The sequence below is a fragment of the Streptomyces sp. NPDC031497 genome (assembly GCF_055580905.1).
Window position 1 is genome coordinate 41,830 of record NZ_JBVIKO010000002.1, and the last position, 13,988, is coordinate 55,817.

The 13,988-nt window shown below is 69.5% G+C and carries 10 protein-coding genes and 2 tRNA genes; 3 read left to right on the forward strand and 9 right to left on the reverse strand.

The genetic code is table 11. The features are described from left to right. Positions 1-16: 16 nt before the first annotated feature. Together ACZ5K7_RS03495 and ACZ5K7_RS03500 are read right to left on the reverse strand one after the other, a co-directional pair. Positions 17-2,458, reverse strand: coding sequence for a SpoIIE family protein phosphatase (locus ACZ5K7_RS03495; protein ID WP_468909966.1), 2,442 nt, complete (start codon positions 2,456-2,458; stop codon positions 17-19). A 167-nt stretch (positions 2,459-2,625) separates the two neighbouring features. After that, on the reverse strand, positions 2,626-5,250 hold the full coding sequence (locus ACZ5K7_RS03500; protein ID WP_468909969.1) for a valine--tRNA ligase: 2,625 nt from the start codon (positions 5,248-5,250) through the stop codon (positions 2,626-2,628). Positions 5,251-5,387: 137 nt separating this feature from the next. On the opposite strand from ACZ5K7_RS03500, the gene ACZ5K7_RS03505 reads away from it, so the two are divergent. After that, complete coding sequence (locus ACZ5K7_RS03505; protein ID WP_468909972.1) at positions 5,388-6,365, forward strand: hypothetical protein; 978 nt, start codon at positions 5,388-5,390, stop codon at positions 6,363-6,365. 70 nt (positions 6,366-6,435) lie between these two features. On the opposite strand, the gene clpX is transcribed toward ACZ5K7_RS03505, so the two are convergent. The 5 genes from clpX to ACZ5K7_RS03530 all read right to left on the reverse strand — a co-directional run bounded on the left by clpX (position 6,436) and on the right by ACZ5K7_RS03530 (position 11,249). Beyond that, the gene (gene clpX / locus ACZ5K7_RS03510) at positions 6,436-7,722 is read right to left on the reverse strand and encodes an ATP-dependent Clp protease ATP-binding subunit ClpX (RefSeq protein ID WP_351691081.1); all 1,287 of its coding nucleotides are present in this window, start codon (positions 7,720-7,722) and stop codon (positions 6,436-6,438) included. Between the two features lie 189 nt (positions 7,723-7,911). Next, positions 7,912-8,577 (reverse strand): ATP-dependent Clp protease proteolytic subunit, encoded by a 666-nt coding sequence (locus ACZ5K7_RS03515; protein WP_351691078.1) that lies wholly within the window; start codon positions 8,575-8,577, stop codon positions 7,912-7,914. Between the two features lie 70 nt (positions 8,578-8,647). Continuing rightward, positions 8,648-9,253, reverse strand: coding sequence for an ATP-dependent Clp protease proteolytic subunit (locus ACZ5K7_RS03520; RefSeq protein WP_351692809.1), 606 nt, complete (start codon positions 9,251-9,253; stop codon positions 8,648-8,650). 344 nt (positions 9,254-9,597) lie between these two features. Further along, positions 9,598-10,986 (reverse strand): trigger factor, encoded by a 1,389-nt coding sequence (gene tig, locus ACZ5K7_RS03525; protein ID WP_351691075.1) that lies wholly within the window; start codon positions 10,984-10,986, stop codon positions 9,598-9,600. A 186-nt stretch (positions 10,987-11,172) separates the two neighbouring features. Continuing rightward, a tRNA-Pro gene (locus tag ACZ5K7_RS03530) sits at positions 11,173-11,249 on the reverse strand. 163 nt (positions 11,250-11,412) lie between these two features. On the opposite strand from ACZ5K7_RS03530, the gene ACZ5K7_RS03535 reads away from it, so the two are divergent. Beyond that, positions 11,413-11,483: transfer RNA gene (locus tag ACZ5K7_RS03535), tRNA-Gly, on the forward strand. A 223-nt stretch (positions 11,484-11,706) separates the two neighbouring features. On the opposite strand, the gene ACZ5K7_RS03540 is transcribed toward ACZ5K7_RS03535, so the two are convergent. Continuing rightward, positions 11,707-11,901 carry a hypothetical protein gene (locus ACZ5K7_RS03540; protein ID WP_123976981.1) on the reverse strand — a complete coding sequence of 65 codons (195 nt, stop codon included), beginning with the start codon at positions 11,899-11,901 and terminating at the stop codon, positions 11,707-11,709. Between the two features lie 462 nt (positions 11,902-12,363). Here ACZ5K7_RS03540 and ACZ5K7_RS03545 point away from each other — a divergent pair, with 462 nt between their 5' ends. Next, positions 12,364-13,494 carry an acyltransferase family protein gene (locus ACZ5K7_RS03545; RefSeq protein ID WP_351691071.1) on the forward strand — a complete coding sequence of 377 codons (1,131 nt, stop codon included), beginning with the start codon at positions 12,364-12,366 and terminating at the stop codon, positions 13,492-13,494. 20 nt (positions 13,495-13,514) lie between these two features. On the opposite strand, the gene ACZ5K7_RS03550 is transcribed toward ACZ5K7_RS03545, so the two are convergent. Continuing rightward, positions 13,515-13,967, reverse strand: coding sequence for an HD domain-containing protein (locus ACZ5K7_RS03550; RefSeq protein ID WP_351691068.1), 453 nt, complete (start codon positions 13,965-13,967; stop codon positions 13,515-13,517). Positions 13,968-13,988: the final 21 nt, after the last annotated feature.

Sequence of the window (13,988 nt, forward strand, 5' to 3'; positions counted from 1 at the left end):
CGGCGGCCCAGGAGGGCTAGGAGGGCTCGGCGGTGGGCAGGGCCTGTTCGCACCAGATGGTCTTGCCCGCGGAGGTCTGCCGGGTGCCCCAGCGCTGGGTGAGCTGGGCGACCAGCAGCAGGCCGCGGCCGCCCTCGTCGAAGACGCGGGCCCGCCGCAGGTGGGGGGCGGTGCTGCTGCCGTCGGAGACCTCGCAGATCAGCATCGTGGTGTCCCGGATGAGGCGCAGCTGGATCGGGGAGCCGCCGTAGCGGATGGCGTTGGTGACCAGCTCGCTGACCACCAGTTCGGTGGTGTACGACAGGTCGTCCAGCTGCCAGGCGCCGAGCTGGCCGGTGGTCAGGGTCCGGGCCCGGGCGACGTGCTCGGGGTCCGCGGGGACGTCCCAGGTGGCCACCTGGTCGCAGGGCAGGGCGCGGGTGCGGGCCAGCAGCAGCGCGACGTCGTCGGCGGGTTCGCCGGTGCGCAGCGCGGCCACCACGCGGTCGCAGGTCGCCTCCAACGACTCCCCGGGGGTCGCCAGCGCACGGCGGAGCCGGTCGAGACCCTGGCTCAGGTCGAGGTTCCGGGAGTGCACCAGCCCGTTGCTGAACAGCGCGAGGGTGGTGCCTCCGGCGAGGTCCAGTTCGGTCGTCTCGAACGGCAGTCCGCCGAGCCCGAGCGGCGGTCCGGCCTGGCCGGGGGCCTTCTCCACCGCGCCGTGCGGGGTGATCACGAAGGGCAGCGGATGGCCCGCGCTGGCGAGGGAGCAGCGCCGCGAGACCGGGTCGTAGACGGCGTACAGGCAGGTCGAGCCGACCTCTCCGGCCGGTTCCGGGGCTCCGTCGTCGAGGTGGAGGACGAGGTCGTCGAGGTGGGTGAGGAGTTCCTCGGGCGGCAGGTCGACGTCGGCGAGGGTGCGGACCGCCGTGCGCAGCCGGCCCATGGTGGCCGAGGCCTGGATGCCGTGGCCGACGACGTCTCCGACCACCAGGGCCACCCGCGTGCCCGACAGCGGGATCACGTCGAGCCAGTCGCCGCCGACTCCGGCCCGGGTTCCGGTCGGCAGGTAGCGGTAGGCGATGTCGACGGTCGGCCGGGCGGGCAGGTCGTGCGGCAGCAGGCTGTTCTGGAGGGCCAGCGCGGTCTCGCGCTCCCGGGTGTAGCGCCGGGCGTTGTCGATGGCGGTCGCGGTCTTCGCGGCCAGTTCCTCGGCGTCGGAGAGGTCGTCCTTCTCGAAGGGCGGGGAGTCCCGGGTCCGCCAGAAGGCGATCACCCCCATCGGGACGCCCTGTGCCGACAGCGGCACGGTGATCAGCGAGCCCATGCCGTAGGCGAGGAGCCGGTCCGCGCACCGGCTGTCGGCGGCCCATCCCGCCGCGGTGCGCAGGTCGGGGTGGAGGGCCGCGGCGGTGCCTGCGGCGGCCCGGCAGGAGGCGGCCGGCGTGCCGACCGGGTCCAGCGGCGACCCGGCGCGGATGCCGCCCCAGGCGACCCGGCGCAGGTCCGCGCCGTCGTCGTTCGCCGGCTCCCCGCCGGTCAGGACGGCTGCCACCAGGTCGACGGTGACGTGGTCGGCGAAGCGGGGGACGGCGACCCGGACGAGTTCGTCGGCGGTCCGCCGCACGTCGAGGGTGGTGCCCACGGCCGTACCGGCGTCGTAGAGCAGCCGGAGCCGGCGGTGGCTCTTCTCCTGGGAGGCGGCCATGGTGTTGAACGCCGTCTCCAGCTGCCCGATCTCCCGTCTGCCGGAGGGCGGCACCCGGGCGCTGAGGTCACCGGCAGCGAGCCGGGTGGCGGTGACGGCCATCCTGCGCACCGGCCAGACGATCACCCGGGTCACGTAGGCCCCGAAGCCGACGATCAGCAGGACCGCCCCGGCGACACCGACGGATGCCGCGAAGGTCAGCCGGTCCATCCGGTGTTCAAGGGCGTGCTCCTGCTTGTCGATGACGCCCCGCTCGTCGGCGAGGTAGTCGCTGAGCTGGCCGCGGAGCGCCTCGACGAGCTGTCTGCCCTCCCGCGTGCGTGCGCTGCTGGCCGCCTCGGGGTCGCCGCGCCGGGCCGCGTCGACGAGCGGGACCGAGTAGTCGTCGATGAAGGACTGCCCGGACTCCCGGATCTGCCGGGCGAGCCGCCGCTGGGAGGGGGAGGGGCTCATGTCCACGAGCCGCTGTGCCTGTACGGGGAACGCGGCCCGTCCCGCCCGCCACGGCTTGAGGAACTCGTCCTGCTGGGTGATGACGTAGCTCAGCTGACCGCCCTCTATGTCGATGACGGCCTTCTCGACGGCCAGGGCCTGGGTGAGTGCCGGCCGGCCGCCCCGGGCGGTCACCAGGGAGCCGCGTGCGTCCTGGATCGCCCACAGCAGCATCAGGAAGACGAGGCCGATGAGCACGGCGAGCAGGGCGCCCGTGACAGCCGTCAGGGGGACCAGTCCCCCTTGCGGAGGTGTCTTCGTTCGGCCCCTGCGCAGCATGCGGGCGTTCCCTCCGCCACGAAGCATCAAAACGGAACATTAAGGTCATGTTCCTACTTTTGGATTGTAGGGCGGTGGCCGGTCCGCGCTTGGTGACGGAAAAAATGCGCGCAGGCGCCCGGCGGCCCGGGGGAACGGGCTGCCGGACGCCTGCGGGGACGTGCGGGTCAGGCCTGCGGAAGGCGGTCCAGCTGGGCCTGGATGCGGGCGATGTCCTCGTCCGCCTTGGCCAGCCGGCCGCGGATCTTGTCCACCACGTTGTCCGGGGCCTTCGCCAGGAACGCCTCGTTGCCCAGCTTGGCCGTCGCCTGGGCCTTCTCCTTCTCGGCGGCCGCGAGGTCCTTGGCGAGACGCTTGCGCTCCGCCGCCACGTCGATCGTGCCGGAGAGGTCGAGGGCGACCGTGGCGCCGGCGACCGGGAGGGTGGCCGTGGCCGCGAAGGCGTCGCCCTCCGGCTGGAGACGCAGCAGCTGCCGGATGGCCGCCTCGTGCGGGGCGAGGGCCGTACCGTCCAGGGTGAGGCGGGCCGGGACCCGCTGGCCGGGCTGCAGACCCTGGTCGGCGCGGAAGCGGCGGACCTCGGTGATGACGGACTGGAGGCTCTCGATCTCCCGCTCCGCCCTCTCGTCCCGGAAGCCGCTGTCGGACGGCCAGTCGGCGATCACGACCGACTCGCCGCCGGTCAGCGTCGTCCACAGGGTGTCCGTGACGAACGGGACCACGGGGTGGAGCAGCTTCAGGGTGACGTCGAGGACCTCGCCGAGGACCCGCTGGGAGACCTCGGCGCCCCGGCCGCCCGCCTGGAACGTCGTCTTCGACAGCTCGACGTACCAGTCGAAGACCTCGTCCCACGCGAAGTGGAACAGGGAGTCGGACAGCTTCGCGAACTGGAAGTCGTCGTAGAACGCGTCGACTTCGGCGACCGTCTCGTTGAGACGGGAGAGGATCCAGCGGTCCGTCGCCGACATCTCGGACGGGTCCGGGAGCGGGCCCTCGACGGTGGCGCCGTTCATCAGGGCGAAGCGGGTCGCGTTCCAGATCTTGTTGGCGAAGTTGCGGGAGGCCTGGACCCACTCCTCGCCGATCGGGACGTCGGTGCCGGGGTTGGCGCCGCGGGCCAGGGTGAAGCGGACGGCGTCGGAGCCGTACTTGTCCATCCAGTCCAGCGGGTCGACGACGTTGCCGAAGGACTTCGACATCTTCTTGCCGCGCTCGTCACGGACCAGGCCGGTCAGCGCGATGGTGCGGAAGGGGACCTCGCCGTCCATCGCGTAGAGACCGAACATCATCATCCGGGCGACCCAGAAGAAGATGATGTCGTGGCCGGTCAGCAGGACGTCGGTCGGGTAGAACTTCCGCAGGTCCGCGGTCTGTTCGGGCCAGCCGAGCGTGGAGAACGGCCACAGGCCCGAGGAGAACCAGGTGTCCAGGACGTCGGTGTCCTGCCGCCAGCCCTCGCCGGTGGGGGCCTCGTCGTCGGGGCCGACGCAGACGACCTCGCCCTCGGGGCCGTACCAGACCGGGATGCGGTGGCCCCACCACAGCTGGCGCGAGATGCACCAGTCGTGCATGTTGTCGACCCAGTCGAAGTACCGCTTCGACATGTCCTCGGGGTGGATCTTCACCCGCCCGTCGCGGACCGCGTCACCGGCGGCCTTCGCCAGCGGGCCGACCTTGACCCACCACTGCATGGACAGCCGCGGCTCGATCGTGGTCTTGCAGCGCGAGCAGTGGCCGACGCTGTGGACGTACGGCCGCTTCTCGGCGACGATCCGGCCCTGCGAGCGCAGCGCCGCGACGATCGCGGAACGCGCCTCGAAGCGGTCCAGGCCCTCGAAGGGACCGTGGACGGTGATGACGGCCCGCTCGTCCATGACGGTGATGGACTCCAGGCCGTGCCGCTGGCCGATCGCGAAGTCGTTCGGGTCGTGGGCCGGGGTGACCTTGACGGCACCCGTGCCGAACTCCGGGTCGACGTGGCTGTCCGCGACGACCGGGATCGTGCGGTTGGTCAGCGGGAGCTTGATGCGCTTGCCGACCAGGTGCTTGTACCGCTCGTCGTCCGGGTGGACGGCGACGGCCGTGTCGCCGAGCATCGTCTCCGCACGCGTGGTGGCGACGACCAGCGTCTCGTCCCCCTCGCCGTACTTGATGGAGACCAGCTCGCCGTCGTCCTCCTGGTACTCCACCTCGATGTCCGAGATGGCCGTCAGACAGCGGGGGCACCAGTTGATGATGCGCTCGGCGCGGTAGATCAGCTCGTCGTCGTAGAGCTTCTTGAAGATGGTCTGGACGGCCTTGGACAGGCCCTCGTCCATGGTGAAGCGCTCACGGTCCCAGTCGACGCCGTCGCCGAGCCGGCGCATCTGGCCGAGGATCTTGCCGCCGTACTCTTCCTTCCACTGCCAGACGCGCTCGACGAACTCCTCGCGGCCGAGGTCCTGGCGGGACTTGCCCTCCTCGGCGAGCTGCTGCTCGACCTTGTTCTGGGTGGCGATGCCGGCGTGGTCCATGCCGGGCAGCCAGAGCGACTCGTAGCCCTGCATGCGCTTGCGGCGGGTCAGCGCGTCCATCAGCGTGTGCTGGAAGGCGTGGCCCAGGTGCAGGGAGCCGGTGACGTTCGGCGGCGGGATGACGATGGTGTACGCGGGCTTGTCGCTCTTGGCGTCGGCCGCGAAGTAACCGCGCTCTACCCAGCGCTCGTACAGCGCTCCCTCTACGTCGGCCGGCGCGTACTGGGTCGGCAGTTCGGTGCTGGGCGCTGTGGGCTGCTGCTGAGCGTTCTCGGTCACGGGGCTCAGTTTAGAGGTGTCACGGGGCAGTCCCGAAACGCGTTTGTTCTGTAACGGTGAGCACCCCTGCGCCATGAGCCCCCTGTGGCTGAGCCAGGATGTCAGGAACACATAAGCATCTGGAGGGGAACCCAGAGATGAGCTACAACCAGCCGGGTCCGTACGGAGGGCCGCCGCCGCAGCAGCCGGGACCGTACGGGCAGCAGCCTGGCCCGTACGGCCAGCCGCCGCAGGCACCCCAGGCGCCCCAGCCCGGCTACGGCTACCCGCAGCAGGCCCCGCCGCAGCCGGGACCCTACGGTCAGCCGCCGCAGCCCCCGCAGCCGGGCTACGGCTACCCGCCCCAGGGGGTTCCCCCGCAGGACAACCCGTACGGCCAGCAGCCCCCGTACGGCCAGCCTCCCTACGGCGTTCCGCAGCCGCCGGTTCCGGGCGGCGGGAAGAAGAAGACGGGCCTGGTCATCGGGGCGGTGGCGGTGGTGGCCGCCGTGGCGGTGGGCGCGTACTTCGTGCTCGCCGGGGGCGGGAGCGGCGGGCTCGAGGACGACGGGCCGCACAAGCTGACCGCGCCGGCCTCGGTCCTGTCCGCCAAGTACAAGCGGGTGGGTGACTCCAGCGAGCAGAAGACGAGCTCGAGCGACGCCGAGGACCTCGCCAAGTCCGGTGTCACCGATGCCACTTCGGTCACCGCGATCTACTCGACCGTCGACCTGGAGTCCCTGGACACCAGCGACCCGGCGGACCTGGCGAAGGCGCAGACCGCCGAGAACGTCACCCTCTTCGGCGTGTACGGGTCGGTGAAGGACCCGCAGGCGGCGCTGGACGCCGCCTTCGCCAACATGAAGAAGGACAGCAGCTCGGACGACGACGTGCAGTTCGTCGGCGACGCCCGGTCCGTCTCGCCCGACGGGCTGGACGGCGCGGTGATGAAGTGCCAGCAGGCGAAGGGCAAGAACCAGCTCACCGGCAAGGCCCAGACGGCCTACCTGTGTATCTGGGCGGACTACAGCACCATCGGCATGGTGGAACCGACGGCGGCGGTGAAGTCGTACAGCATCGACGAGTCGGCGAAGATCGCGGCCGATGTACGCGGTGAAGTGCGCGTCGCCAAGTAGCCACCGGTGACCCACGCGAAAGCGCCGGGCTCCCTCCGAGGAGGGCCCGGCGCTTCGGTGCTGACCTGGGTTACGCCGACTTCTGCTCCCCCGCGCCCCGGCCGCGCGCGTCGCGCGGGATCAGGGTCGGGTTGACGTTCGAGTGGACGACGTCGGCCGTGATGACCACGCGGGCCACGTCCTTGCGGGACGGCACCTCGTACATCACGGACATGAGGACTTCCTCCATGATGGCGCGCAGGCCGCGCGCGCCGGTCTGGCGGAGGATGGCCTGGTCGGCGATGGCCTCCAGGGCCTCGCGCTCGAAGTCCAGCTCCACGCCGTCGAGTTCGAAGAGGCGCTGGTACTGCTTCACCAGCGCGTTGCGCGGCTCGATGAGGATCTGGAGCAGGGCCTCGCGGTCCAGGTTGTGCACCGAGGTGATGACGGGCAGCCGGCCGATGAACTCGGGGATCATGCCGAACTTCACCAGGTCCTCGGGCATGACGTCCTCGAACTGGTCCTTGGACTGCAGCTCCCGCTTGGAGCGGATCGTCGCGCCGAAGCCGATGCCCTTGGCACCCGCCCGGGACTCGATGATCTTCTCCAGGCCGGCGAACGCACCGCCCACGATGAACAGCACGTTCGTCGTGTCGATCTGGATGAACTCCTGGTGCGGGTGTTTGCGGCCGCCCTGCGGCGGGACCGACGCGGTGGTGCCCTCCAGGATCTTCAGCAGGGCCTGCTGCACGCCCTCGCCGCTGACGTCCCGGGTGATCGACGGATTTTCACTCTTCCGCGCGACCTTGTCGATCTCGTCGATGTAGATGATCCCGGTCTCGGCCTTCTTGACGTCGTAGTCGGCCGCCTGGATCAGCTTGAGGAGGATGTTCTCGACGTCCTCGCCCACATAGCCCGCCTCCGTCAGCGCGGTCGCGTCGGCGATCGCGAACGGGACGTTCAGCATGCGGGCCAGGGTCTGCGCCAGGAGCGTCTTGCCGGAGCCCGTGGGGCCCAGCAGCAGGATGTTGGACTTCGCCAACTCGATGGCGTCCTCGCGGCTTTGGCCGCCGCCGTTCTCACCGGCCTGGACCCGCTTGTAGTGGTTGTACACCGCGACCGAGAGAGCCTTCTTGGCCGGCTCCTGGCCGACCACGTAGCCCTCCAGGAACTCGTAGATCTCGCGGGGCTTGGGGAGTTCCTCCCAGCGCACCTCGCTCGTCTCGGCGAGTTCCTCCTCGATGATCTCGTTGCAGAGGTCGATGCACTCGTCGCAGATGTACACACCGGGCCCTGCGATGAGCTTCTTGACCTGCTTCTGGCTCTTGCCGCAGAACGAGCACTTGAGCAGATCGCCGCCGTCACCGATGCGTGCCACGGTGTGCTTCCCCTTCGCCTGGGAGACGCCTGGACTCTTTCGAATCCAGCGGCTCCTGGTGCTGCCTTATGTCGACGGTACCTTGCCGGGCCCCCCGTACGGGCCCCCCTTGGCACGGTTCACTTTGACGTGCACCTTGCCGAGCCCGCGGTCAAACCGGGCCAAGGGCGGCAGAGACTACATCCTCTGTCAGCGGACGTCAGCGTTGTTCATCTTCCGGGTGGAGATGATCTGGTCCACGATGCCGTACTCCAGCGCTTCCTCGGCCGTGAGGATCTTGTCGCGCTCGATGTCCTCGCGGACCTGCTCGATCGGCCGGTTGGAGTGCTTGGCCAGCATGTCCTCCAGCTGCTCACGCATCCGCGTGAACTCGTTGGCGATGATCTCCAGGTCGGAGAGCTGGCCGCGGCCGGTGGAACCGGCCGGCTGGTGGATCAGCACGCGGGAGTTCGGCAGCGCCATGCGCTTGCCGGGCGTACCGGCGGCCAGCAGGATGGCCGCGGCGGAGGCCGCCTGGCCCATGCAGACCGTCTGGATGTCGGGCTTCACGAACTGCATCGTGTCGTAGATCGCCGTGAGGGCGGTCATGTCGCCGCCCGGGCTGTTGATGTAGATCGAGATGTCCCGGTCCGGGTCCATCGACTCCAGGCACAGCAGCTGCGCCATGACGTCGTTGGCGGAGGCGTCGTCGATCTGGACGCCGAGGAAGATCACGCGCTCCTCGAAGAGCTTCGCGTACGGGTCGTACTCGCGGATGCCCTGGGAGGTGCGCTCGACGAAGCGCGGGATGACATAGCGGGCGTCGGGCCGGGGCCCGTCGTAGCGGGCGTCAGCGGCGCCTGGAATGTTGCTCATGAGGGTGTTCACCGTCCTGGTGGCGTTCGGGGGGCTGGAGTCTCGGCGGAACGTGGCGTGGCCGGGCCGGTCAGGCGCCGGTGCCGCCGCCTCCCGGAACACCGGAGGCATGCGTGATGATCTCGTCAATGAGACCGTACTCCTTGGCCTCTTCCGGGGTGAACCAGCGGTCGCGGTCGCCGTCGCGGATAATTGTCTCGACGCTCTGGCCGGAGTGCAGCGCGGTCAGCTCGGACATGGTCTTCTTGGTACGCAGCAGGTACTGGGCCTGGATCTTGATGTCCGAGACCGTACCGCCGAGGCCCGCGGAGCCCTGGTGCATCATGATGTCCGTGTGCGGCAGGGCGAAGCGCTTGCCTGCGGTGCCGCCGGTGAGCAGGAACTGGCCCATCGAGGCCGCCATTCCCATACCGATGGTGACCACGTCGTTCGGGATGTACTGCATGGTGTCGTAAATGGCCATGCCGGCCGTCACCGAGCCGCCGGGGCTGTTGATGTAGAGGTACACGTCCTTGCCCGGATCGGCCGCCAGCAGCAGCAGCTGCGCGGTGATCTTGTTGGCGATGTCGTCGTCCACCTGCTGTCCCAGGAAGATGATCCGCTCGCCGAGCAGCCGGTTGTAGACCTGGTCGCCGAGGCCACCACCGAAGGAAGGCTCGCCGGCGGCGGAGGGCATCAGATTCGTCACGTATCCACCTGCTCGTCTTACGACGGCGCCGGGCCGTCTTACGTTTCCCTAGCCGGGGGCTTGGCTGCCCTCGTACTCATGGACCCTAACGCGATGGTCCCTTCGGGGAATCCCGGTAACAGGGCTGTTCGCCGGGGGCGTAGCGGCAACACCGGTGGGCCGATGGCTACGCGCCGTGGTTGCGTCGGTGCGAGGGAGGGTGCGGGTGCGTGGGGGCTCGTCGCGCAGTTCCCCGCGCCCCCGGCGGGGCGCTGGACCCCGGCGCGTACGGCGAAGGGGCCCCCGGGACAGTGCCCAGGAGCCCCTTCTACGTCGCTGGAGGCGCCGTGGGCTCAGCCCTCGGTCTTCTCCTCCGCGGGGGCGTCCGTGGCCTCGGCGGCGGCCTCGGGGGCCTCCGTCTCGGTCTCGTCCTCGTCGTCCAGGTCGACGAGCTCGCCGTTGGTGTCCTTGACCGTGGCGGCCTCGACCACGACGGCCAGGGCCTTGCCGCGGGCCACCTCGCCGACCAGGAGCGGGACCTGACCGCCCTCGACGACGGCCTGGGCGAACTGGTCGGGGGACATGCCGGAGGAGGCCGCGCGCCGCATGAGGTGCTCGGTGAGCTCCTCCTGGTTGACGTTCAGCTTCTCGACCTTGACCAGCTCGTCGAGGACGAACTGGGTCTTGATGCCCTTGACCGCGGCTTCCTTGGTCTCGGCCTCGAACTCCTCGGCGGTCTTGCCCTGGATCTCGAGGTACTTCTCGAGGTCGAGGCCCATCTGGCCGAGCTGGTGGTGCTCCAGGTTGTGCTTGCGGGTGTTGATCTCGTCCTCGAGCAGCTTCTCGGGGACGGGCACCTCGACGAGCTCCAGGAGCTTCTCCAGGACGCGCTCCTGGGCCTGGGTGGCCTGGTCGTACGTCTTCATGTCGGCCAGCCGCTTGCGGCTGTCGGCCTTCAGCTCGTCCAGGGTGTCGAACTCGGAGGCGAGCTGCGCGAACTCGTCGTCCAGCTCGGGGAGTTCACGCGCGGCGACCTGGGTGACCTTGACGGTGACCTCGGCCTCCTGGCCGGCCGCGGAGCCGCCCTTGAGCTCGGAGGTGAAGGTGGCCTCGCCACCGGCCTCCAGGCCCTTCACGGCGTCGTCGATGCCGTCGAGCAGCTCGCCGGAGCCGATGGTGTAGGACACACCGCTCGCGATGCCGTCCTCCAGCACCTCGCCGTCGACCTTGGCCTCCAGGTCGATGGTGACGACGTCACCCTCCTCGGCGGCCCGCTCGACCGGGGAGGTGGACGCGAAGCGCTCGCGGAGCTGCTCCACGGACTTCTCGATGTCCTCGTCGGTCACCTCGACCGCGTCGACCTCGACCTCGATACCGGAGTAGTCCGGGATCTCCAGGGCGGGACGGATGTCGACCTCGGCGGTGAAGTTCAGCGTCTCGCCGTCCTTCAGCTCGGTGATGTCGACCTCGGGCTGGCCCAGCGGGTTGAGCTCGGCCTCGTTGACCGCCTCGGTGTAGAACTTCGGAAGCGCGTCGTTGACGGCCTCCTCCAGCACCGCACCGCGGCCGAACCGCTGGTCGATGACGCGCGCGGGGATCTTGCCCTTGCGGAAGCCCTTCACCGTGACCTGCTGGTTGATCTTCTTGTACGCCGCGTCGAGGCTGTCCTTGAGCTCCTCGAAGGGCACCTCGACAGTGAGCCGAACCCGAGTCGGGTTCAGGGTCTCCACGGCGCTCTTCACGGTTCGGTCTCCTTGTGGCTGACTGCTTGGGTTCTGCCGGGACCAGAGAGGCCCGGCGGAGTTTCGCCGCCCGGAGGAGTTCGTAGGCCGCCGAGTGGGGGCCGGGACACGCGGGCGCGCAGCTTGCATAGTAACCGCAGCCGCTCAGCGCCCCAAAAGGCGATCAAGACGGACGCCGTCATTCGGTGGTCGGGGTGGCGGGATTTGAACCCACGGCCTTCCGCTCCCAAAGCGGACGCGCTACCAAGCTGCGCCACACCCCGTTTCGGTGCGACACGTAGGGTACATGCCCGGGCCGCCCACGTCGGCCGCTTTGTTCACCCGCCGCGGACTCACCTCCGCGGGGACCAACACGTTGGCCTACGCGGTGTACGACCCGCTACGATGCACTCTGTGCCGCGGTCACGGATCTGCGGCGCGTGTTGTGCGGGCGTAGCTCAATGGTAGAGCTTCAGTCTTCCAAACTGACTACGCGGGTTCGATTCCCGTCGCCCGCTCCGCGTGGCGAAGGCCCAGGCGCGAGGTTCCGACCTCCTGCCTGGGCCTTCGGCGTGTCCAGGGCCGGGTCGCCCCCCACCGGCGTGGGCCGGGCGCGCCGGGCCCGCGGACGGAGGAGCGGACGCCGTACAGGGCGTACGGAATCTACGTCTCGCGTTCCGTTGTCCACGTCTCGTGTTCCGTCGCGCGAGTCCGGGCGCGCGCCCGCGCGCGCCCGCGCGGTCAGAAGCTGATCGAGTTGATGGTCTGCGCTATCGAGTCGAGGAAGCGCTGGATGGAGGGAGCCATCCCGGTCGACGCGAGGAAGAAGCCGAAGAGGACGGCGACGATCGCGGGGCCGGCCTTGATGTTCCCCCCTCTGATCAGCACTACCAGGATGATCGCCAACAGCAGCACCACAGACAGTGAAATGGCCACAACTGATCACGCCCTCGGTCGGTTCCGCTCTCCCGGCCCGGGGGTACGACCCCGCACCCCCGCCAGAACCATCGTGCCACCAACCCGGCCGCACTATGCGGCCCGTGACACAACGTCGACAACTCACCGCCCACCGGCCCCCGCCCGCACAGTAATTCGAGGCTCCACCCGGCCATAGATCCAGGGCAATTGGCGGACATGGTTTCGGTGTCCACACAACGGGCGCGCAGCCAATTCGAATTGTTGACACAGACACCACAAGGCGAAGCCCAAGGCAGGCGTTATGCACTAATTAGTCAGGATGAATAGGGACATCGCGGGTGTAAGTGCCGCATGAAACTGCATGGGTACAGGAGTCGACCTCGGTAAATCGACCGGCGGTTCACAGGCGATCACGGCGGATATCCAGCATTCGCGTCGGCGGTTTTACGAAATCCCACAGGCGCCGCTAGGGTGCCTCAGATGTTTGCCGCCGCCACGTCCCCCGGCCAGAACCCCGCACCGCGTCCCCCGGCCCGGCCGCCGGCGGACAGACAGCGCGACGCGTTCTTCGACAACGCCAAGTACCTGGCGATCGTGCTCGTCGCGATGGGTCACTCCTGGGAGCCGCTGAAGGGCGACAGCCGCGTCCTGACGGCGCTGTACTGCGCCGTGTACGCCTTCCACATGCCGGCGTTCATCATCATCTCCGGCTACTTCTCCCGGAACTTCGACATGCGCCCGGACCGGCTGAAGCGGCTGGTCACCGGTGTCGTCGTGCCGTACGTCCTGTTCGAGACCGCCTACTCGCTGTTCCAGCGGTATGTCGGCCACTCCCCCGGTCAGGACATCAGCCTGCTCGACCCCTGGTACCTGACGTGGTTCCTGTGCGCGCTGTTCGTCTGGCGGCTGACCACGCCGATCTGGCGGGCGGTCCGCCACCCGCTGCCCGTCGCCTTCCTGGTCGCGATGCTGGCGTCCGTGTCCCCCAGCATCGGTGACGACCTGGACCTCCAGCGGGTCCTGCAGTTCCTGCCGTACTTCGTGCTCGGCCTGTGCCTGCGGCCCGAGCACTTCCGGCTGGTACGCCGGTGGCCGGTGCGGATCGCCGCGGTGCCGGTGTTCGCGGTCGCGCTGGCGTTCGCCTGGTGGTCGGTGCCGCGGATGAACACCGCGTGGTTCTACCACCGGGACTCCGCGCAGGAGCTGGGTGCGCCGTGGTGGTGCGGGCCGGTGATGGTGCTCGCGATGTTCGGCTGCTCGATGCTGCTGACGGCCTGCTTCCTGTCCTGGGTACCGGGCCGGCGGATGTGGTTCACGACACTGGGCGCGGGCACGCTGTACGGCTATCTGCTGCACGGTTTCGTCGTGAAGTACGGCGACCACGCGGGCTGGTTCGACCCGAGGTGGCTGCACGGCCCGCTCGGCGAGATCCTCGTCACCGCGCTCGCCGGCGTCACCGTCACGCTGCTGTGCTCCCGGCCCGTCCAGCGGGTGTTCCGGTTCGCCATGGAACCGAGGATGGCCTGGGCGTTCCGGCAGGACCCGGCGGAACTGGCGCGGGGCCGGCAGAGCCGGGAGGACCGGGAGGACCGGGAGATGGCCAACGCGTAATGCCGCTTACGCGGGTTCGCCTACGTGGACAGACCGAGGAGGGCGCGCATCCGGGCGTACTTCTCGGTCAGCCGTTTCCGGGTGTCCTCGTCGAGTACGGCGAGACGGCCGGGGTCGGCGTTGTGCGCGAGGTCGGCCTGTTTGACCAGGAGCGCGCCCGGGGTGTCGAGGATGCGGCGGGCGTACGCCTCGGGGGGTTCGCCGGGGCGTTTGGTGACGGCGAGGACGATGGCCCTGGTGCGGGCGGTGAGGGGGGCCGCCGCCAGCCGGTCCGCCGTGAGGGCGTGGTCCTCGACGGCGTCGTGCAGCCAGGCGGCGGCGATCTGCTCCGGGTCACCGCCACGGACGCGGACGCCTTCGGCGACGGCGGCGAGGTGCTCGGCGTAGGGGCGGCCGGCCTTGTCGGTCTGCGCCGCGTGCGCGGCTCGGGCGAGCGCCTCTACTTCGGCGAGGGAGAGCGGGGTCGGGGTCACGGTGCGAGTATCCCGTGGCGG